Annotated in this window: 19 protein-coding genes; 13 read left to right on the top strand and 6 right to left on the bottom strand. The window is 38.9% G+C overall.

The window, feature by feature from the left end; translation table 11 throughout:
• Window positions 1-12: 12 nt before the first annotated feature.
• Window positions 13-570 carry an NADH peroxidase gene (locus BF9343_RS14450; protein WP_005780311.1) on the top strand — a complete coding sequence of 186 codons (558 nt, stop codon included), beginning with the start codon at window positions 13-15 and terminating at the stop codon, window positions 568-570.
• A gap of 137 nt (window positions 571-707) precedes the next feature.
• A complete protein-coding gene (locus BF9343_RS14445) occupies window positions 708-1,343 on the top strand; it encodes a SagB/ThcOx family dehydrogenase (RefSeq protein ID WP_005798768.1) in 636 nt (211 codons plus the stop codon).
• A gap of 380 nt (window positions 1,344-1,723) precedes the next feature.
• Here BF9343_RS14445 and BF9343_RS14440 read toward each other — a convergent pair whose 3' ends face one another.
• The gene (locus BF9343_RS14440) at window positions 1,724-2,191 is read right to left on the bottom strand and encodes a thioredoxin family protein (RefSeq protein ID WP_005789107.1); all 468 of its coding nucleotides are present in this window, start codon (window positions 2,189-2,191) and stop codon (window positions 1,724-1,726) included.
• 9 nt (window positions 2,192-2,200) lie between these two features.
• Entirely contained in the window at window positions 2,201-2,497 is a 297-nt protein-coding gene (gene trxA, locus BF9343_RS14435) for a thioredoxin (RefSeq protein WP_005789105.1), read from the bottom strand.
• A 174-nt stretch (window positions 2,498-2,671) separates the two neighbouring features.
• On the opposite strand from trxA, the gene BF9343_RS14430 reads away from it, so the two are divergent.
• The 3 genes from BF9343_RS14430 to BF9343_RS14420 are packed head-to-tail and all read left to right on the top strand — an operon-like array spanning window position 2,672 to window position 4,778.
• Window positions 2,672-3,478 (top strand): UDP-2,3-diacylglucosamine diphosphatase, encoded by an 807-nt coding sequence (locus BF9343_RS14430; RefSeq protein WP_005798766.1) that lies wholly within the window; start codon window positions 2,672-2,674, stop codon window positions 3,476-3,478.
• Window positions 3,475-4,599: a glycosyltransferase family protein gene (locus BF9343_RS14425; RefSeq protein ID WP_005798764.1), complete on the top strand. Its 1,125-nt coding sequence runs from the start codon at window positions 3,475-3,477 to the stop codon at window positions 4,597-4,599. The genes BF9343_RS14430 and BF9343_RS14425 overlap by 4 nt, the downstream gene beginning before the upstream one ends.
• On the top strand, window positions 4,596-4,778 hold the full coding sequence (locus BF9343_RS14420; protein WP_005789100.1) for a type II toxin-antitoxin system HicB family antitoxin: 183 nt from the start codon (window positions 4,596-4,598) through the stop codon (window positions 4,776-4,778). The genes BF9343_RS14425 and BF9343_RS14420 overlap by 4 nt, the downstream gene beginning before the upstream one ends.
• Window positions 4,779-4,884: 106 nt before the next feature.
• Here BF9343_RS14420 and BF9343_RS14415 read toward each other — a convergent pair whose 3' ends face one another.
• Genes BF9343_RS14415 through BF9343_RS14405 form a run of 3 tightly spaced genes read right to left on the bottom strand, consistent with a single transcriptional unit; the run spans window position 4,885 to window position 10,495 of the window.
• On the bottom strand, window positions 4,885-7,053 hold the full coding sequence (locus BF9343_RS14415; protein ID WP_008661032.1) for a S46 family peptidase: 2,169 nt from the start codon (window positions 7,051-7,053) through the stop codon (window positions 4,885-4,887).
• Window positions 7,053-9,218 carry a S46 family peptidase gene (locus tag BF9343_RS14410; RefSeq protein WP_005789096.1) on the bottom strand — a complete coding sequence of 722 codons (2,166 nt, stop codon included), beginning with the start codon at window positions 9,216-9,218 and terminating at the stop codon, window positions 7,053-7,055. Before BF9343_RS14410 ends, BF9343_RS14415 begins: the two co-directional genes overlap by 1 nt.
• 41 nt (window positions 9,219-9,259) lie before the next feature.
• Window positions 9,260-10,495 carry an anaerobic sulfatase-maturation protein gene (locus tag BF9343_RS14405; RefSeq protein ID WP_010993230.1) on the bottom strand — a complete coding sequence of 412 codons (1,236 nt, stop codon included), beginning with the start codon at window positions 10,493-10,495 and terminating at the stop codon, window positions 9,260-9,262.
• Window positions 10,496-10,733: 238 nt separating this feature from the next.
• Here BF9343_RS14405 and BF9343_RS14400 point away from each other — a divergent pair, with 238 nt between their 5' ends.
• The 3 genes from BF9343_RS14400 (at window position 10,734) to BF9343_RS14390 (ending at window position 13,818) form a co-directional block, all read left to right on the top strand.
• Entirely contained in the window at window positions 10,734-11,462 is a 729-nt protein-coding gene (locus BF9343_RS14400; protein WP_005789092.1) for a DUF4369 domain-containing protein, read from the top strand.
• Window positions 11,463-11,505: 43 nt separating this feature from the next.
• Complete coding sequence (locus tag BF9343_RS14395) at window positions 11,506-13,266, top strand: tetratricopeptide repeat protein (protein WP_008661028.1); 1,761 nt, start codon at window positions 11,506-11,508, stop codon at window positions 13,264-13,266.
• Window positions 13,267-13,431: 165 nt separating this feature from the next.
• Window positions 13,432-13,818, top strand: coding sequence for a DUF3244 domain-containing protein (locus tag BF9343_RS14390; RefSeq protein ID WP_008661026.1), 387 nt, complete (start codon window positions 13,432-13,434; stop codon window positions 13,816-13,818).
• Between the two features lie 485 nt (window positions 13,819-14,303).
• On the opposite strand, the gene BF9343_RS14385 is transcribed toward BF9343_RS14390, so the two are convergent.
• Window positions 14,304-15,410, bottom strand: coding sequence for a helix-turn-helix domain-containing protein (locus BF9343_RS14385; RefSeq protein ID WP_010993228.1), 1,107 nt, complete (start codon window positions 15,408-15,410; stop codon window positions 14,304-14,306).
• Window positions 15,411-15,640: 230 nt separating this feature from the next.
• On the opposite strand from BF9343_RS14385, the gene BF9343_RS22895 reads away from it, so the two are divergent.
• The 5 genes from BF9343_RS22895 to BF9343_RS14365 all read left to right on the top strand — a co-directional run bounded on the left by BF9343_RS22895 (window position 15,641) and on the right by BF9343_RS14365 (window position 19,429).
• Window positions 15,641-15,850 (top strand): NVEALA domain-containing protein, encoded by a 210-nt coding sequence (locus BF9343_RS22895; protein ID WP_005815102.1) that lies wholly within the window; start codon window positions 15,641-15,643, stop codon window positions 15,848-15,850.
• Window positions 15,851-15,859: 9 nt separating this feature from the next.
• On the top strand, window positions 15,860-16,921 hold the full coding sequence (locus tag BF9343_RS14380) for a TolB-like 6-bladed beta-propeller domain-containing protein (RefSeq protein WP_010993227.1): 1,062 nt from the start codon (window positions 15,860-15,862) through the stop codon (window positions 16,919-16,921).
• Window positions 16,922-17,084: 163 nt separating this feature from the next.
• Window positions 17,085-17,366: an NVEALA domain-containing protein gene (locus BF9343_RS14375; protein WP_005789042.1), complete on the top strand. Its 282-nt coding sequence runs from the start codon at window positions 17,085-17,087 to the stop codon at window positions 17,364-17,366.
• 67 nt (window positions 17,367-17,433) lie between these two features.
• Window positions 17,434-18,426, top strand: a complete 993-nt coding sequence (locus BF9343_RS14370; RefSeq protein ID WP_005789041.1) for a BF3164 family lipoprotein — start codon at window positions 17,434-17,436, stop codon at window positions 18,424-18,426.
• Window positions 18,416-19,429, top strand: a complete 1,014-nt coding sequence (locus BF9343_RS14365; RefSeq protein ID WP_010993226.1) for a hypothetical protein — start codon at window positions 18,416-18,418, stop codon at window positions 19,427-19,429. Before BF9343_RS14370 ends, BF9343_RS14365 begins: the two co-directional genes overlap by 11 nt.
• Window position 19,430: the final 1 nt, after the last annotated feature.

Raw genomic sequence — 19,430 nt, 5'->3', positions numbered from 1 at the left:
AATTAAGACGAAATGAAAAAGTTTAGATGTACTGTCTGCGGTTATGTTTATGAAGGTGACGCAGCTCCTGAGAAATGTCCTTTGTGTAAAGCTCCTGCAAGCAAATTCGTAGAAGTTGTTGAAGAAGAAGGTGGTGCACTCACTTTTGTTGACGAACACGTAATCGGTGTAGCTAAAGGTTGTGACGAAGAAATGATTAAAGACCTGAACAATCACTTCATGGGCGAATGTACTGAAGTTGGTATGTATTTGGCTATGAGCCGTCAGGCCGATCGCGAAGGCTATCCTGAAGTAGCTGAAGCTTTCAAACGTTATGCTTGGGAAGAAGCAGAACATGCTTCTAAGTTTGCTGAACTGTTGGGTGATTGCGTATGGGATACTAAAACAAACCTTGAAAAGAGAATGAATGCTGAAGCCGGTGCTTGCGAAGACAAAAAACGTATCGCTACACGTGCTAAAGCTTTGAATCTGGATGCTATCCACGATACCGTACACGAAATGTGTAAAGACGAAGCTCGTCATGGTAAAGGTTTCGAAGGACTTTATAACCGCTATTTCGGTAAGAAATAATCTACGTAAATGATTTATAGAGAAAGGCTTGTGTCCGGTTTGGGATACAGGCCTTTTTTGTTAAATTTTCTTTTGAAATAAAGATGTTGACTGATGATTCTTTTATATTTGTGCTTTACTAAAAAAGATACATAATTATGAAAAAGTTACAGTTTTTAGTGTGTTTCCTGCTTTTGTCGGTGGCAAGTTATGCTGCCGAGCGGACGATTCAGTTACCTAAGCCCGACATGAATCGTGCCGGACTGCTAATGAAAGCGTTATCCGAACGTCATTCTACTCGTGAATATGCTTCGAAGGCTTTGAGTAATACCGATTTATCCGATTTACTCTGGGCTGCCAATGGCATTAACCGGTCATCTGAAGGCAAACGTACAGCTCCGTCAGCCATGAATCGTCAGGATATCGACATATATGTGGTGCTTCCGCAAGGAACTTACCTGTATGATGCTAAAGGGCATAAGCTCAATCTGATTTCTGAGGGAGATCACCGTTCTGCGGTTGCTGGCGGTCAGGCCTTTGTCAACAATGCGCCGGTATCGTTGGTGCTGGTCAGTGATCTGTCTAAGCTGGGTGATGCGAAGAGTAATCATGTTCAATTGATGGGAGCTATGGATGCAGGGATTGTTTCGCAAAACATCTCGTTGTTCTGTTCGGCTGCACGTCTGGCCACAGTCCCGCGTGCATCGATGGATCTGGTACGGCTCAAAGCTGCTTTGAAATTAAAGGATACTCAAATGCCGATGATGAATCATCCGGTTGGATATTTTAAATGATGTGTCTTGGCAGATGTTCTGCCAATCTCGTTAACAGTGTTAATTTATCAGGAGATACTTGATTTTCTTAGTGCCAAAAGACTTGATCTTTGCTACCAAATAACTAATGTTTTGCAGTTAAAAGACTAACTTTAACACTATGTTAATTCTAAGCTTTTAATAGCAAAGTATAAAAGAAACAAACTGGTGAATATTAGATGGTTGGGTAAACATATCAGATAGGCAGGGCTTTTATGTCCCGATCTTAGATGTAGGGAATAATTGTTTTATTGATAACTTGATATTCGTTCGGAGTGAAGATAGTGAAGACGGCAGCATATAAAAAGGGCATGGTTCCGTTGAGAAAACCATGCCTTTTTTATTATTGAATTTATTCAGTCCTATTTCTGTTTCAACAGGAACTCGTCGATTGCTTTTTTATAAGTGGCTTTATCTGCTGCTCCACGAAACAGTTGGGGTTCGCCCTCCATTGGGATAAATACAAAGAGGGGAATACTTGTTGCATTGAATAGTGCAGCCAGTTCCTTTTCTTTATCCACGTTCACCTTATATATTACGATTTTTCCGTCATATTCTTTAGCAAGCGATTTCATAATCGGGGCTGTCATGCGGCAGGGACCGCACCAATCTGCATACAGGTCGATAATGGCAGGTTTATCACCTTTATATTTCCACTCTTTTGAATTCTGGTAATCAAAGACATCGTTGATAAACATCTCTTTATTCATCACGATAACCTCACCGCTCTTTGCCTCTTTTTTGTTTTGATCTGCTTTGACTCCATCGTTTACAGCAAACATAATGGTGCTGATCATGGCCAAAGCTACTAATGATAATACTTTCTTCATTCTTTGTTTTTATGTGTATTGTTCAATAACTCCTTTCAGTTCGCTGGCTTGAATCATACCGGAATGGCGCCAGACAGCTTCTCCCTTTTTGAAAAGGATAAAAGTCGGCACAGCCTGAATTCTGTATTTTACAGCTAGTTCTTCGTGTGTGTCCACATCGATTTTTACAATACGGGCTTTCTCGCCTACCTGCTGTTTCAGATCCTCAAGAATCGGTTTCATTGCTTTACAGGGGCCGCACCATTCTGCGAAAAAATCTACTAAAACGGGACTTTGTGACTGTATTAAATCTTCAAATTTTTCCATAATTTTTCCTTTCTTTTGATAAATATAGAGCCCTCGTTTACAGGGGGCAAATATAGTTATTTGTTTTATTATAATAACAGAGAAGTCCCGATTTTGTTCATCATATAGTAACCTTACATTCATCCTCCTGTAATCCGGAAACGGGATCTTTGCGTAACGAAAAAAACAAAAGTTATGCATTTACGGACGTATTATCCCACAGTAGTTCTCTCGGATATTCATCTGGGAACTCAACACTCCAAGACAGAGGAAGTCACTCACTTCCTGAAATCAATAAATTGTGATCGCTTAATTCTGAATGGTGATATCATTGACGGATGGCATTTGCAGAAAAGCGGTTTGGGTAAATGGAAAGCTAAACATACGGATTTCTTCAAAGTAATAATGAAGATGATGGAGAATTTCGGGACACAAGTGATTTATGTTCGTGGTAATCATGATGATTTTCTAGATAATCTGGCACCTCTGAATTTTTATAATATCCGGATTGTGAAAGACTGTATCTACGAAAGCCACGGCAGACGTTATTATGTGACACATGGAGATATTTTTGATACGGTGACTACTCAAATGAAATGGCTGGCTAAGTTGGGCGACACAGGATATACTTTTCTGTTATGGTTGAATAAGGTATACAATCTCCGCAGAATGAAGCAGGGAAAACCTTATTATTCCCTTTCCCAGTCTATTAAGAATAGGGTAAAGACTGCCGTTTCTTATATTTCTGATTTTGAAAAAGAGCTTGTTGGCCTGGCAAGGGCTAAAAAGTGTGATGGCGTGATATGCGGTCATATTCACCATCCTGCCAATACTTTTTATGAAGATATCCATTATCTGAATTCAGGCGACTGGGTAGAAACACTTTCGGCTCTTACTGAAGATGAAGATGGTAACTGGACTATCCGCTATTTTGATAGTGGATTACTAAAGGAAGATAATCATAAGGAAAAACAAACTATATCCATAACAATAGCATCATGAAATTTCTGTTTATTGTGCAAGGAGAGGGGAGAGGGCATTTCACCCAAGCCATTACCCTTGAAGACATGTTATTACGTAATGGGCACCAGGTAGTGGAGGTTCTTGTCGGCAAAAGTTCGTCACGTACCTTGCCCGGCTTTTTCAACCGGAGTATCCAGGCACCGGTAAAGCGTTTCACCAGTCCGAATTTTTTGCCTACAGCCGAAAATAAACGGGCTGATCTGAAAAAGAGTTTTGCATACAATCTGATACACGTACCGGAATATTTTCGCAGTATGTGTTATATCAATCAGCGCATTAAGGAAACAGGGGCGGAAGTTGTGATCAACTTCTACGAACTTCTGACCGGACTTACCTACGCACTCTTCCGTCCCTCCGTTCCTTATGTTTGCATCGGACACCAATATCTGTTTTTGCACAACCACTTTGAGTTTCCCCGAAAAAGTGTGATTCAACTCTCCATGTTGCGCTTTTTCACGCGGATGACGAGTCTGCGCGCTAGCAGGCGGTTGGCACTCTCTTTTCGTAAAATGGAATCGGACCGGACTGAACGGATATCCGTTGTTCCTCCTCTGCTTCGCAGGGAAGTGACCGCTATGCAGCCGGAACAGGGTAACTACATTCACGGATATATGGTTAACTCAGGTTTTGCAGATAGTGTAGAGGCTTTCCATGCCTTGCATCCTGAAATTCCTATGCACTTTTTCTGGGATAAACAGGATGCTGACGAGGTGACTAAAGTGGATGCCACACTGAGTTTTCATCAGATTGATGATGTGAAGTTTCTTAATAGAATGGCCGGTTGCAGAGCATATGCCAGTACGGCCGGTTTTGAGTCTATCTGTGAAGCGATGTATCTGGGCAAACCTGTACTGATGGTTCCTGCTCATATTGAGCAGGATTGCAATGCTTATGATGCCCGGCAGGCCGGTGCCGGAATTATTGGAGAATCTTTCGATTTGGAGTCGTTGCTTCGTTTTGCCGGAACGTATGTTCCCAACCGGGAATTTATTCGTTGGGTTCGTAGCTGTGAACGACAGATCATTGGAGAACTTGAACGACTTGCTGATCAACATTCGGCTGTCACTGTACCTACATTAACTAATTATTTTCCGATATGAAATTGAATAAGACTGATTATATGCTTGAGCGCACATCCGATGGCGGTTATTATGCTTGGCTTACTGTAAATATGCAGTGTAATGCGTATGGGGATTCACCCGAAGAAGCGGTAAAAAACCTGGAACAGACCATGGAAGACCTGGTTGAAGAAATGTATTTGGTAGAGGATTTTATATAGGACAAGAGTTTATAGCATATCAGATGCTGAAACTGAGAAAAAACTTCATTGATAATCAAAAGAGACAGGGTACGCCGTTTGAACGGAAGTGTACCCTGTCTTTTTATTATTCTTCTACAATATCCAGCTCCTTGATGATGTGTGAGGCACCTGCATACTTATCAATAATAAATAGAGTATAGCGGATGTCTACTACTGCGGCACGTTGTGAAGAAGGCCGGAAAGCAATGTCTCCTGTCAGGCCTTCATAATTACGATCGAATCCGGTCCCGATCAATTGCCCTTTTCCATTGAATACCGGGCTTCCGGAATTTCCTCCTGTATTGTCTGTATTGACAATGAAGCAAACAGGCATTTCTCCGTTTTCCATCGCGTAATGTCCGAAGTCTTTTGCATGATACAGTTGTTTTAGTTTTTGAGGCACTACGAACTCCCAATTATCCGGATCTTCTTTTTGCATTACCCCTTTCAGTGTTGTATAGTAATTGTATACTGTCCCGTCGGCGGGCTCGTACGGCAATACCTGACCATAAGTTAACCTCAGGGTTGAGTTTGCATCCGGATAGATAGGCGTACCGGCAACTTGACGCATATCCATCATACCTTTTACCCATACTTTATGAGCTGCATCATAGTTCTTATTGGCATCCTTCATGGCGAGTGCCGTTTTCAACAGTCCGTCCGTGATGGAATATTTAAAGAGGATCATCCAGTCTTTATCCAGTTTGTTAAGAGTGGGGTGAGCGATAAACTTGTTGAAGTTCTCTTTCGAACCAAAGATCGAGTACTTGAAGCAAGCATCGATAAAGGCATCCTTGTTCCCTTTAAAACGGCTGTCTATTACTTTGAAAATACCGATTTGCTGATCTTCCGGAATATATCCGGCATAGGTTTCCAGCATTTTCTTTCCTACGAGTCGTTCTACTTCCGGAAACGGAACAGATGCGAAATATTTATCTGCTTCTGCTTTCAGCTTATCAGTTTCTTCTTTAATCTTTGTGGCATTTTTGCTTTCAAGTGCTTTTTTCAATCCGTCGGTTGAAGGAATTTTCATGAAATCGAGTGCCGTTACCAATGCTTCGCTGATGGCTTGCTGATGATACATGGCATCATGACGATGCGCCACAATCGAGCGTATCTCATCAAAAGCCTTTTGATAAGAGTCATCGCCTTTCTCACGTCCCATTGCCAACAGTTGTTCTTGTTGCTTTTCTTTGGTATCCAACACTTTCAGTCGGACCAAACCTTCGTTCATACCGATGGCATTTTTCCAGTAATTAGCGGAGGAAGCATATTTGCTTGCATAATGTATGCGTACTGCCGGATCTTTCAGCATTTGATCCATCAGTACGGCCTGCCGTGCCTCACGTACGTGGTGGCGCATGAAGTTGGTTGTTTGCATTCGTTCTTTCACTTCGTCGGAAATCATGTAGCGCCAGTTGCGTCCGGGAAATCCCATGACAAATGTAAAATCACCTTCTTTAACTCCTGCCAGGCTGATTGTCAAATGTTTCTTTACTTGTAAAGGAACATTGTCTTTAGAGTATTCAGCCGGCTGACCGTTCTTGTCTGCATAAATGCGGAACAAAGAAAAGTCTCCTGTGTGGCGTGGCCACATCCAGTTGTCGGTATCAGCTCCAAATTTGCCGATCGAAGAAGGAGGGGCACCTACCATGCGAATGTCATTGTAGACTGTCTTTACAAATAGATAGTATTTGTTGCCTCCGTAAAATGGTTTCAGCTCCAAACGTGTTGCCGGAGTGATTTGGATATTTTCTGCTTTTGCAAATCGGTCGGCAACCGTTGCCAGATATTTGGGAGACAAATAATTGATGCCGTTGGGATCGTCATCTTTTTTAAGTTGCTCGTTTACATAGGTTGTCACGTCCAGGATACGGTCGATGAAGGTTACTGTCAACCCTTTGCAGGGTAACTCTTCGTTCCGGTTCATTGCCCAGAATCCATTTGTCAGATAATCGTGATCTACACTGCTATGTTGTTGAATTGCTCCATATCCGCAGTGGTGATTAGTCAATACCAATCCCTCCGCCGAGATGATTTCACCGGTACATCCGCCTCCGAAATGTACAACAGCATCTTTTAAAGCTATTCCATCCGGATTGTAGACTTCCTCTATAGGGATTTGTAACCCGAGATCCATCATGGCAGCTTCATTCTGTGCTTTCAGGTCAGTCAGCATCCACATTCCTTCGTCAGCACTGACGGCCAATGCCATCAGTGCAAACGCAGCAGATAATAAGTTTCTTTTCATCATTATTCAACAATCGTCATTTCGTTAATCAAATGTCCACATCCTCCCAGCTTTTCGAGAATAAAGAGTACATAACGGATGTCCAGGTTGATACAGCGTTGCAGGTTATTATCGAAATTGATGTCACCGCTCAGTGATTCCCAGTTACCATCGAATGCACAACCGATCAATTCGCCGTTTTCGTTCAGTACCGGACTTCCGGAGTTACCGCCTGTGATGTCATTGGTAGACAGGAAACAAACCGGCATTTCACCATTGGGCAATGCATAGCGTCCGAAATCTTTTTTCTCGATCAACTCTTTCAGTTTGGCAGGTACTACGAATTCACGGTCTTCCGGATTTTCTTTTTCAAGGATTCCGTCGGTTGTTGTGTAGTATTTGTAATATACCCCATCTTTCGGGCTGTATGGTTTCACATTGCCATAGGTCAGGCGGATAGTGAAATTGGCATCCGGATAAGATGGTACAGGCAATTTCATTTCACCTAGTCCGCGGATATATGTTTTGTGTAATAAAGCCAGTTCTTCCGGCAATTTTCCCATTTGCTCGGCCAGATTGGTGTATTTGTCAAACTTGGCACGTGAATATTGAGTGGCTATATCTTTTTCGATTGCTTTTACAGTCGGTTTTTTGATGAATTTATCAAAGTTTGCCTGATTGGCTAAAATTGAAGTATCGTACATTGCATCTACGTAGGCATTGTAGTCGCCTTTGTACTCTTTCTCAATCACATCGTAGATGGCAGGGCGCTGTCCGGCAGGAATCATTTCTGCGTATAGTGGCAACAGGGCTTTGGCCACTTTACGGTCTACTTCGTGATCATAGTCTTTATTATGGATGTCGTTGAATACCTCTTTCAGCACTTTGATATTAGCTTCAATACTTGAATCGTTTTTCTGTTCCAATGCTTCTTTCAGTTTGTCCATTACCATAAATGGGCTACCGAATTCAATACCGCCGAAGAATGTTTCCGTCAGACAGGTCTGTTGATATTTGATTGGAGAAGTTTTAGCTACAGCCTCGTCGATCTTTGCCACTACATTCATGTAGTCGGTATTATTTTTTTCTTTGGCAAACTTAGCGAATTTAGCTTCCTGTTCTGCTTTTGTTCCCAAAACATTGTTATCGATGATAGCTTTGTTCATGCCGATGGAGTTCTTCCAATAGTTGCTTGAACCTGCATATTTATTGGCATATTGAATACGTACTTTATCGCTGGCATTCATCGCTTCTTTCAACACGTCCTGACGGGTTCCGCGGATACGGATACGGGGGGCATTGCTTGCCTCCATGCGTTCTTTCACTTCCGAGACGGTGAGATAACGGCTGGTGCTTCCCGGGAATCCCATAATCATGGCATAATCTCCCTCTTTCAGCCCTTTGATAGAGATATTCAGGTGTTTCTTGGTTTTCAGGGGGACATTGGAAGCACTGTATTCTGCCGGTTCGCCATTCGCGTCAGCATAGATACGGAACATTGAAAAGTCACCGGTATGGCGTGGCCACATCCAGTTGTCTGTTTCACCACCGAACTTACCGATTGATGAAGGAGGAGCGGCAACCATACGTACGTCCGGATATACCTTCTTATAAAACATATAGAATTTATTTCCGGCGTAAAAAGGCAAAGCTTGAGGAACGATTCCTTTTTTTCCTTTCAAGTCGCTCTTTTCAAACAACTCCTTAGCCAGTTTATTAAGAAATGTACTGCTGAATGATTCTGATTCAGTGATTTCTTTAGCGGCAATTCTTAAATTTACAATATCCGTAATGTCTTCTATGCGTTCGATAAATGTAAATTTCAGTCCTGGAGTCGGCAATTCTTTGTCTCTTGAAGTTGCCCAAAATCCATCTGTCAGATAATCATGCTCTACAGAGCTATGTTGTTGGATGGAAGCGTATCCGCAGTGGTGGTTGGTTAATATCAATCCTTCCGGTGAAATAATCTCGCCGGTACATCCTCCCCCGAAGATACCTACGGCATCTTTCAGTGAGACTCCGTTAGGATTATACAAATCCTGTGCCTCGAGTTTCAGTCCCTGTTTTTTCATCATATCGATAGAGTGTTGCTGCTGCATTAATTGCAGTAACCACATACCCTCGTCCGCCTTTGCGGAACAAACGGCCAGCGCAGTCAGCGCCAGTAAGTAAAGTTTGAGTCTGTTCATTAGTTTATAAAAAAATTAGAATGATTCGTTGTTTTACTATTTTAATCTATGATCAATTTGTTTTCTTTGATAGCGTCCATCACATTGGCCGGCGGCCGCTGGTTCATCAATTCGTTTTTCATGAAATCCATATAAGGAGCCACATGCTTGAAAAATTGATGATATCCTTTGCACAGATAGTTTAGTCCCGGTTCACCATTTGCTGTGCGACAAAAACGATTTTTGGGGCATTCACCATTGCAGGCAAATAAAAATTCGCACTCTTTGCACTGGGTGGGAAGTGACTTTTGTTTCATTTGTCCGAAAGCAGTCTGGCGTTCACTATACATCATCTCTACCAAAGTTTGATTGTAAATGTTGCCCAGTTTGAATTCCGGAAACACGAAATGGTCACATGAGTAGACGTCTCCGTTGAATTCCATTACGCCGGCGTGTCCGCATGTTTTTGCCATGGAGCATACTCCCGGTTGTTCGCCTACCCAGTTGGCAAGGGTAGAATCGAAGAGTTGGATATAATAGTCGCCTACATCTTCTTTCACCCATTCATCGAAGAGTGTACAGAGAAAGTTTCCCCATTGCTCCGGTGTTACGGAAAATTCTGCCAGTTCTCCTCCTTCGCGCTGTGCCAGTGAGGCCAGATGACGTCCGTCCTGATGCGGGAAGATCCGTTCCACAATGGGAGCGAACTGAATATAATGGCAACCTAATTCTTTGAAAAAGTGATAAAAGTCCAACGGATAATCAGCATTAAAGTCATTCACTACCGCCATGGCATTCCATTCTACTCCATGCTTTTTCAAAAGATTGATGCCATTCGTGACTTTCACAAACGAGGGTTTGCCAAGCTTGTTTTTCCGGTATTCATCATGAAACTCTTGAGGACCGTCTATCGAGACTCCTACCAGCCAGTTGTTTTCACGAAAAAACTCACACCACTCGTCGGTCAACAGGGTTCCGTTAGTCTGTATGCAGTTGTCTATGCTTCTTCCACGGGCATATTTCTTCTGCAACTCCATTGCTTTTTTGTAGAAAGAGAGTGGACGCATCAATGTCTCTCCTCCGTGCCAGGTGAAGAGTACTTGCGGCATGGTTTGCGAATTGATGTATTGCTCGATAAACTTTTCAAGCAGTTCATCGCTCATCACATGTTTGGGATTTTCTTGATAAAGCCGGGACTTTTCCAGATAATAACAATAATCACATGCAAGGTTGCATACAGCCCCTACGGGCTTGAGCATTACGTATAGCGGCTTGGCAAAGGGTGCGTAGGTAGACATTTCTATAATATACGGTTACAATTTTACGGATTAACGGATTGACGGCTTCAATAACTCATTGACTATTTGTCAACTCCGAAAGTGCAAATTTAGGTAAAGTAAATGAAAAATCCGTCCTTATGTAGATGTTTATAAGGATTATTAAAGAAAAGAGTCTTACAAGTTTTAAATATTGATAAAATGTTTCATTTGCATACGAATCCGTTGTACCTTTGTCGTCGAAAAAGTTGTGTATCCTATGAATAAAGTATTGCCTTTTTTACTTTTGCTTTTTGTTTTTACCTCTTGTAGTCGCAAGTATAAGATTGAAGGCGCCTCTTCTGTAACCAGTCTGGACGGTAAAATGCTTTTTATTAAAGTGCTTCAGAATGGCGAGTGGCTCAATATTGATTCTGCCGAAGTGGTGCATGGACTATTTTCGATGAAAGGTAAAGTCGATTCGGTAGTAATGGCTACACTCTATATCGGTGACGAAAGCATCATGCCTTTAGTGATTGAAAAAGGTAATATTCAGGTTTCAATTACAAATACAGAATTGGTAGCAAAAGGAACCGCTCTGAACAATGCCCTCTACGCTTTTATTGATAAAAAGAATTCATTGGATGTTCAGATAGAAGAATTGCAACGTAAAGAAGCCCGCATGGTGATGGATGGTGCCGACTTGGCTGATATTCATGAGCAATTGACTCACGAGGGCGATTCGTTAATGCAAGATATGAATGGCTTTATCAAAAAATTTATCTCAGATAACTACGAAACAGTTTTAGGTCCGAGTGTATTTATGATGCTGTGCAGCACACTACCTTATCCTGTTATGACTCCCCAAATAGAGGACATCATGAAAGATGCTCCTTATTCGTTTAAGAATAACAAATTAGTGAAGGATTTTATTACAAAAGCGAAATCGAATATGGAGCTGATTGAAGAGCATCAGCGCATGGAACAAAATGCGACCTTGAACCATTAGCTAATAAGTTTTTTTCGTATTTTTGCGAAAAAACTTAATGAAAATGAACACGCACTCACTATTTGGTTACCTTTTTATTGCTTTATTTAGTCTTTTAGTTGTATCATGTTATTCGACGCCGGATGGAGTCATGTCATCTCTGTCTCAGGCTGAGAAAATAATGGAATCTCGCCCGGATAGTGCAATGGCTATTTTGCAACATATCCCAACTCCGGAAACTCTTCATGGTAAAGCGCAGGCGGACTATAGCCTATTGATGACACAGGCTATGGATAAAAACTACATAAATTTTACTTCAGATTCGCTGATTAAATTTGCTGTTGGTTATTATGGAGGCCATACTGAAGATCTTGTAGCTAAAGGAAAATCTTTTTATTATTATGGAAGGGTGATGGAAAGCCTTGATAAAGTAGAGGATGCAATGACGTTTTATTTAAAGGCGAAAGATGTACTTCAAAGCAGTGATCAGTTTAAATTATTGGGACTTGTAACAGAGAAAATTGGAGATTTAAATCGCCGGCAGAAATTACTTGATGCAGCTTTAAATGATTATAAAGAATCGTTTGATTTTTATGCTTCAATACCAGATTCTTTATGTATGCTTTATGCGTATAGGAATTTAGGTCGGGGATTCTTATATAAGAATCAAATAGACAGTGCTTACTATTATTATGATAAAGCATTATATATTTTAAACCTTAAAAAGTATTCTGCTGTAGGATCAATACTTTTAGAATTAGGAGTAATTCATCGTTCTGAAAAAGATTATGTTGGTGCTGAGCAATATTTTTTATCTTTTATAGAAAAAGAAAAAGATCCAGAAAAATTATTTTCAGGTTATTTAGCATTGGGAAATCTGTATTTATATATGGACAGATTAAAAGATGCAGAGAGATATCTCTTATTATGTCTTGGAAGTTCTAATCTCGTTATAAAGAGAGATGCTTGTGAATGTTTATATGATTTGGAGAAAGAATTGAATAATTTTAAAGGTGCTATCGGGTATAAAGACATAGCTGACTCTTTACGAATTATTACTCAAGATATTGATATTCAAAATAGCATAGCAACTTTACAGAGTCGGTATAATAGTGAAAAATGGCAGAGGGAAAGTCTACAATCCAGTATTGAGAAAAAGAATATTCTTTTAATAAGTTCATTTGTGAGTTTTATTGCAATAATGGTTATTATTTATATTTATTATAAATATAGAACGAATCAGAAACTGGTTAAGGATATCAATGAAAGAATTCGTAAAAATGATGCTGACATAAAGATGTATCAAAGGCAAATACTCAATTATCAGGACTTACAAAGAGAAACATTGCAGGATTATCGAAATCAGATAGGAGAATTGCATGGGAAAATGTCTGTCCTTGAAGATCAGAATAAAGCATTATCTCTTCGTTTAACAGAGAAGAAGCATGATATACCGGAAAGTGAAGCCGATGATCTCTATGCTATTTATATGCAAGCACTTCATATACTAATAATGTTAAGAGGGAAAAATATAGAGAATACTTCAGGTAAGAAATTGCTTTTGGATGCCGATTGGGATAAGTTATTTCATCTATCTAATGCTATACATGGTGATTTTATTACGCGTATTAAGAATGATTTTCCTACTCTTACCAAACATGATATTGAAATTTGCTGTCTATTAAGATTTGGTATTGAACATGAGGTCTTAGGAAGTATTTTTCTGACGGAGACTGATTCAGTGACAAAAGCTAAAAGACGTATGAAAAAACGACTGAATCTATCTGCTTCGGATGATTTGGACGTTTTTTTGCTAAAATATTAGTTTGGCTTGAGGGGAAATTGTCCGGGTAAATATCTGTTCCTTATTTTTTATCTATTGATTTTAAGATAATTAGATGCCATTAACCCTACCTGAATTTGTCCGGGTAATTTCTTTGGCTGTCTGAAAAATATGCGCTACATTTGACGAAACCAAAACAAATAAAATATGAAATTGCGTGTTATTTTATCGTTAATTGTGGTATTGTTCATTGGACAGTCCATGTGTGCTATGTCCACTCAAATTCTTCGTAGACCCATTGTTTTAGATGGTGAAATTATCGAAGAAGGTAATCGTTCCATCAATCCGTTGATTCCTATTTCTGCAGATATTGATGGCACTACTTTATTTATTGAATTTACAAAGGTTATAGGTAATGTGGATATTACAGTGAAAGATGATACCAAAAAAGAAGTTTATTCATCTTCTGTGGATGTAACTGCTGCTAATCAAGCTACTTCGTTCTCTATTGCCGATTTAGCACCGGGAACTTACCTGCTTGAATTTACCAATTCGAATGGTGGTTATGTATATGGACAATTTATTGTAGAATAAATAATTTTAGTTTAGATGAAAAGCATATTATTATCTGCGGCGATGGAACGTATAAGCAATCAGGCAATCAAGAGGATATAGCTCATTTACTGGAAGGGAGATAAGCTATATGTCGGAAGTAAGTGAACGAGAGTGGGACAATTGGAGATGTTTGTTTACCACCCCTTGTGAAAAATGGATTAATCTTACAGATGCTGAGCTTCAAAGTTAATATGCTGTAGGCTTTACAGACAAACCTGTTAAATCTGATGATGGATATTTTTCAATGGCAAATTACTCCATGAAGATAAGCAGGTATGTGAAAAGATTCTAAGAGTAGTTTCATCTCTATGTTAGCATTCATTGATGCAACACTGGATTTGGACTTGTTTTTTTATATAGTACTATCATATGTTTTTAGTTTAATTGTTTAATACTTAAATGGTTGTTGTGTGCGGGGTGCGTGATGTATCCCGCATACTTTTTATTATTTTATCCTTATATATCTATATTTTTTCTGCTGATTTATCCCTGATTAGTACATAGTATTCTTCATTAGTCTTGTCGGTGATAATTGTATACTTACTGTTGATTTCCTCTAAAATTTTCTTTAATTTATTGATTGCGCTTGTCATATTATTGGTTGGATCACTGTTTTTAGGCCAAAACTCTTCCTTCAATTCGTGTTTGTTCACTCTGTAATTAGGCCTATTTAAGAAAAATATTAATATCTTTTGTTGTTGATTAGGCATTTTGATCGGACGGTCATTGAATAGGACAAAGTCTTTCTCAAAGACAAATTGATCCTTGAATGATAACTCCTCTTTTATGGTAGAATTAGTCCGCTTTTCTGTTTCTACAGTATTGTCAACTGATATGGGGTCCGTGATAATATTGGGATCTGATGTTATATCAACTGTAGATACAGATCTGTTCTTTTGCTGTTTCCTATAGTATAGTACAAATAGAGTAATGGTGTAGATGAGAATCACTTCGACTACTAAATTGATGTAGATATTGGTTTTAGGCATTCGCTTCCACAAAGTTGAGAAACTATAGTCGATATACATTATGTAATCTACACTAACAATTTCATCTTCCAAGTGATAGATAATTTTTTCTGCATTACAAGGAATGCTACTTTGAGGCTGACTCCATATTTCTCTTTGTAGGTGTTTGGAAGTAATAATGCCAACATTAATATATCCTTTTATTTTGTTCTTACTTAAACTATTAATTATTAGATTTTGTATATCAGTGCTTTGTAAACTATCCATCATAAGCAATCCTAATTGACGGGCAAAGAATATTTCTGTATCAATATCTTGAACTTGGTGTTGATAGGTGAACAGTGTATCTTTTGAACAGAAAGTGCGAGTTTCATATGTTCCAATTTTATTAGGTGAATTACTAAGTCCATTCAATGCTAAGTCTTTAGTTTTTTGAGTTATATTGTTGATAACCGCTTCTTTCAAGATGTTTTCAACTTGTGGCTTGAATGCTTCTTTTTCTTTTTGAATGAGGGAATGAATAATTGTATAGGTCGAAACACCTATAGCAATCATAATAAATAGTATAATGACTCCGATTACTAAGAATATTCTTTTATTCATATTTGCCAGATCTTGTGTTGGTGTCGCAAAGTTACTTTAAAAGTTTGAATTTACCATCCTGTTTGTTGAATTAGTGATAAAAACAATTGCTATCTTATTAGAACTTAATATATTGATATTTAGACGTCATTAAATAAAATGACGTTGTTAATAAAAGTGTTGACGTAGAACATTTGTGTGCTTCTATCCACTCGCTTATCTTTGCTGATATTTATTAATTTATTGGTGAAATGAAAATAAAGATTTTAGCAGTATTAGCTGTTGTTACAGTAATTGTAGTCTCTATGTTTATGAGAGAAAAGAGAGAGGATCCTTCATCATTAGTAATGATGAATGTAGAAGCGTTGGCAACAGGTGAGGGGACTTCACCTGCTATATGTGTGGGAACAGGTTCAGTAGTTTGCCCTAATGATGGATCCAAAGTATTGTATTATAGGTAATTGAAAATCATGAAATACTGTCTGACATTTCTCTTTCTTTTGGCAATCTTTACCGGGTGCACTTCAGATTTGCCGAAAGATCGGATGTTGTATGTTTCTTTTCCTAAGGAGGAGACACTACATTCTAAGGTAATTCAGCTTGATTCGGTTTATATGCGTTATCCGTTTCGGGTACATGTGTCCGGTGATCAGGCTGTTGTCTTGGATTTACATGGTACTGATGTGTATTGCCATCTTTTTCATTATCCTGATTTCCATTATCTGTCTTCGTTTGGCAGGAGAGGGGATTCACCGGAAGAGATGCTTTCAGTAGAAACAGTGAAATGTATAGATGGTTCATTTTGGACTTTAGATGCCAACAAAGGCGAGTTAACTAGGTTTGAGTTTGTTTCGGATAGAGATTCGCTTCTGCGTGCAGAAGCGATCTCTTTCGATAAAGACAGCATTCTGCGTGCTCTTGATTTTGTGGCATTCAATGATACGACTTTTCTGATACCTGACTATTCGGGAGATAGCCGATTCTGTTGGGTGAACCGACAAGGAAAGTTTTTGAAAAAAAGTGGAGTGATTCCTTCATTGAACGAAGAAGCATTGAAAGAGGCGCGTCCTGCCTTAGCACAAGCTTGGCGCAGTTTTATAGATTATAATCCTCATAACGGAGTGTTGGTTGCTGCTACTCAATTAGGTGAAGTTCTTGAGATTTATAATCTTCAAAACGGTTTTCATAGGGTCTGTTTAGGTCCTAAAGGGGAACCGGAATTCAAACTTGCGGGCGGGTATGCTATTCCGGATGGGATCATGGGATTCTCGGATGTGCAGGTTACGGATGAGGCTATTTATGCTGTTTTCCATGGTCACACTTTTAAAGAGATTATGGCACAGCACCAAAAGGAGGGAAGAGCTACAGATGGTGGACAATATATTTATGTTTTCAACTTACAAGGGGAACCTTTATGTAAATATACCTTAGATCGTTATATCACAGGTTTCCATGTTGATGAAAGAAATAAGACTATTACAGCAACAGATGTTAATAACGACCAACCCATTGTGGAGTTCCGCTTTGGCTAAAGTCAAGTGTAACAGGTTCGAAAAGGAGCGGGTAAAGCCAACTTGTCGATATGGAAGCTATTTTCCCGCTCCTGACAACCTTTAGAAAAGGAGGTTTAACAGGTACATCTTCCAGGAAAGGAGACATAGACAAAATTATTATTATCAATATAAAATAAAAAGAATGAAAAAGAAATATTATGCAGCGTTATTAGCTGTAGTTGTTATTGCATTTACGGGATATAATGTTTATCAGAGTCAAAAGGCGGATGCCTCTTTATCTGATTTGGCAATGGCTAACGTAGAAGCATTGGCAAATGGAGAACTTTCGAATGGAAATTGTGAAGGTTCTTGGTCACAAGAATGTTGTAAGTGTGATTATATTCATTATACTTATGCTTGTGCAATAGAAGTGACTGGTAATAGCTGCTATACAGTAAGTGGATGTAGCCATTATACAAATTAAAATTTAATAAAAAGGATGTGTCAGTTGTAATATTTGTGACACATCTTTTGGTAACTTTATTAAAGTTATGCATAAGATAATTCTATATATTATTTCTGTTTTAACAGTGTTTACTTCCTGCACAACTACTGATGTACCTGATAAGGTGAGTTTACAACCCCAGGTAATGAATGATAGTCTTTTGACAACTATGCCTGGTGATTTATTGCTGATTGACGATTATTTAGTTTGGTCTGATCCTTTCTCTGATAACAAATTTCTGCATGTACATCGTTCTTCCGATGGAAAATATATCGGTTCTATGGGGCAAAAGGGAGAAGGTCCACAGGAATTTGTAAGTCCTTTAATCAATCGTTTTTCCATTAATCGCTGTATTGCTGCTCATGATGCTAACGGGAAAACCAGAGGCTATTTATCTATTGACAGTTTAATTGTCGGAAAAGAACCTTTTATGTCTTTATCAGATTTTGATCGGAATATACGAATGGCTAAATTGGACGAACAACTGTATCTGACTGAAACCGAAAATGGTGAGAACGATTATTTTAAAGTGAGTTCAAATGGGAAAAAATCTACATTTGGGGTTTATCCGATTCGTGAAGTGAAACACCATATGGGTACATATAAAACTTACGATAAAGATCGTGGACTCCTTGCTTTTGGTCCTTTTAATTTTTCTTATTTGGCTTTGTATAAAAAGGAAGGGGATAATTTTAAGTTATTATGGGAACGCATGCCTGAAAAAGAAAACTATTCTGTTGTTGATGGGGCGATTAGGTTTGATCGTAGCGTGATGGGAGTGAGAGATATATGCATGACTAAAGATTATATTGTTACTCTGGAGCGTGACCGGGAAGTTGATCCGTTGGATGAAAGGACTGTCGGACGTAATGCAAGTAAATGTCCCCGTACGGTTTTTGTGTATGATTATGATGGTAAATTACTGAAAATTGTAAATTTGGGCATGCCTGTAATGCGCATTGCTGCTGACGGACGAAGTAATGCTCTGTATGTGATAGGAGTTAATCCTGATTTTGCATTGGCGAAATATGATTTATAGAAATTGGCTTGGGATTATTGGGGTAGCTTGTATACTTTTTGTCTCATGCAAACCCACGGAGGTTGACGTGCCTATTACTTATTATTCGTCTTTTCTCTTGAAAGATACTACTGTTATGCTTTCTAAAGTAGAAATGGATCCTATGCAGGTAAATGCACGGTGTATGGTGTGGGATGGCGATAAGCGGGTATTGGTTCGTACGTCAACTACAGATTCTATTTATGCTGTGTTTGCTTATCCGGAAATGAAATTTTTGAGCTATACCGGTAGTTTGTCAGAATATAAACAGATATTAGCCGAATGCAATGAAGGCTTTTACTTGGTAAAAGATGATTCGTTATATTTATATCATTTAACAGATAAGGATTTGTTGCAGAAAACGACAACTCATTTCCTTTATAATAGCAATAAGATTCGATTATCTAAAATTAAGAAATTGAATGATAAAATGTATACAGCTCATGCATATACGGATCCTTCTTATAATGATATTAGGTTAAATGAGTTCTATATGCTTGATGCTGAGAATAATATCTTATATCCTAAAGGGCATTATCCGGAGCGTACTGAGGTAAGATTTAAAACGATATTTGACTTTAAGTTTGCCTATGCGCACGAAGTATGGCCAAAACCGGACGGAAGTCGCATCTTAGTTAATTATGTGAGGACTCGCCGTTTTCGGATTTATGATTTGAGTGCCCGATTATTGCACGATGTATGTCTTGATTATGCATCTAATAAATATGTTGTGGATGCAGATCCTAAACGTTGGACAACGTTTATTAGAGATTGTTTTGTTACTGATAAATACATTTATTTGCTATGTCCGGAGGGTGAGCAATCCAGTTTGGTTATAGTAGATTGGGAAGGTAGACCAATAGCGCGTTATCGATTGGATGAAAAGATTTTTTTCTTTTTTATAGATCCGGATAGAAATCTTTTTTGTGGTATTAACTCAAATAATGGGCAGTCTTTTTATTTCCTTGATTTAGATATAAATTAGT

The organism is Bacteroides fragilis NCTC 9343 (genome assembly GCF_000025985.1).
GTDB classification, from domain to species: domain Bacteria; phylum Bacteroidota; class Bacteroidia; order Bacteroidales; family Bacteroidaceae; genus Bacteroides; species Bacteroides fragilis.
Note: the sequence above shows the minus strand (reverse complement) of the source record. Positions and strands in the feature narration are given on the sequence as shown.

Bases quoted from the DNA above. Each gene is read 5' to 3' on its own strand.
- BF9343_RS22895 (WP_005815102.1), top strand. From the start codon at position 15,641: ATGAAAATAAAGATTTTAGCAGTATTAGCTGTTGTTACAGTAATTGTA.
- BF9343_RS14365 (WP_010993226.1), top strand. From the start codon at position 18,416: ATGATTTATAGAAATTGGCTTGGGATTATTGGGGTAGCTTGTATACTT.
- BF9343_RS14425 (WP_005798764.1), top strand. From the start codon at position 3,475: ATGAAATTTCTGTTTATTGTGCAAGGAGAGGGGAGAGGGCATTTCACC.
- BF9343_RS14440 (WP_005789107.1), bottom strand. From the start codon at position 2,191: ATGAAGAAAGTATTATCATTAGTAGCTTTGGCCATGATCAGCACCATT.
- BF9343_RS14370 (WP_005789041.1), top strand. From the start codon at position 17,434: ATGCATAAGATAATTCTATATATTATTTCTGTTTTAACAGTGTTTACT.
- trxA (WP_005789105.1), bottom strand. From the start codon at position 2,497: ATGGAAAAATTTGAAGATTTAATACAGTCACAAAGTCCCGTTTTAGTA.
- BF9343_RS14385 (WP_010993228.1), bottom strand. From the start codon at position 15,410: ATGAATAAAAGAATATTCTTAGTAATCGGAGTCATTATACTATTTATT.
- BF9343_RS14390 (WP_008661026.1), top strand. From the start codon at position 13,432: ATGAAATTGCGTGTTATTTTATCGTTAATTGTGGTATTGTTCATTGGA.
- BF9343_RS14400 (WP_005789092.1), top strand. From the start codon at position 10,734: ATGAATAAAGTATTGCCTTTTTTACTTTTGCTTTTTGTTTTTACCTCT.
- BF9343_RS14445 (WP_005798768.1), top strand. From the start codon at position 708: ATGAAAAAGTTACAGTTTTTAGTGTGTTTCCTGCTTTTGTCGGTGGCA.
- BF9343_RS14380 (WP_010993227.1), top strand. From the start codon at position 15,860: ATGAAATACTGTCTGACATTTCTCTTTCTTTTGGCAATCTTTACCGGG.
- BF9343_RS14450 (WP_005780311.1), top strand. From the start codon at position 13: ATGAAAAAGTTTAGATGTACTGTCTGCGGTTATGTTTATGAAGGTGAC.
- BF9343_RS14420 (WP_005789100.1), top strand. From the start codon at position 4,596: ATGAAATTGAATAAGACTGATTATATGCTTGAGCGCACATCCGATGGC.
- BF9343_RS14430 (WP_005798766.1), top strand. From the start codon at position 2,672: ATGCATTTACGGACGTATTATCCCACAGTAGTTCTCTCGGATATTCAT.
- BF9343_RS14415 (WP_008661032.1), bottom strand. From the start codon at position 7,053: ATGATGAAAAGAAACTTATTATCTGCTGCGTTTGCACTGATGGCATTG.
- BF9343_RS14405 (WP_010993230.1), bottom strand. From the start codon at position 10,495: ATGTCTACCTACGCACCCTTTGCCAAGCCGCTATACGTAATGCTCAAG.
- BF9343_RS14395 (WP_008661028.1), top strand. From the start codon at position 11,506: ATGAACACGCACTCACTATTTGGTTACCTTTTTATTGCTTTATTTAGT.
- BF9343_RS14410 (WP_005789096.1), bottom strand. From the start codon at position 9,218: ATGAACAGACTCAAACTTTACTTACTGGCGCTGACTGCGCTGGCCGTT.
- BF9343_RS14375 (WP_005789042.1), top strand. From the start codon at position 17,085: ATGAAAAAGAAATATTATGCAGCGTTATTAGCTGTAGTTGTTATTGCA.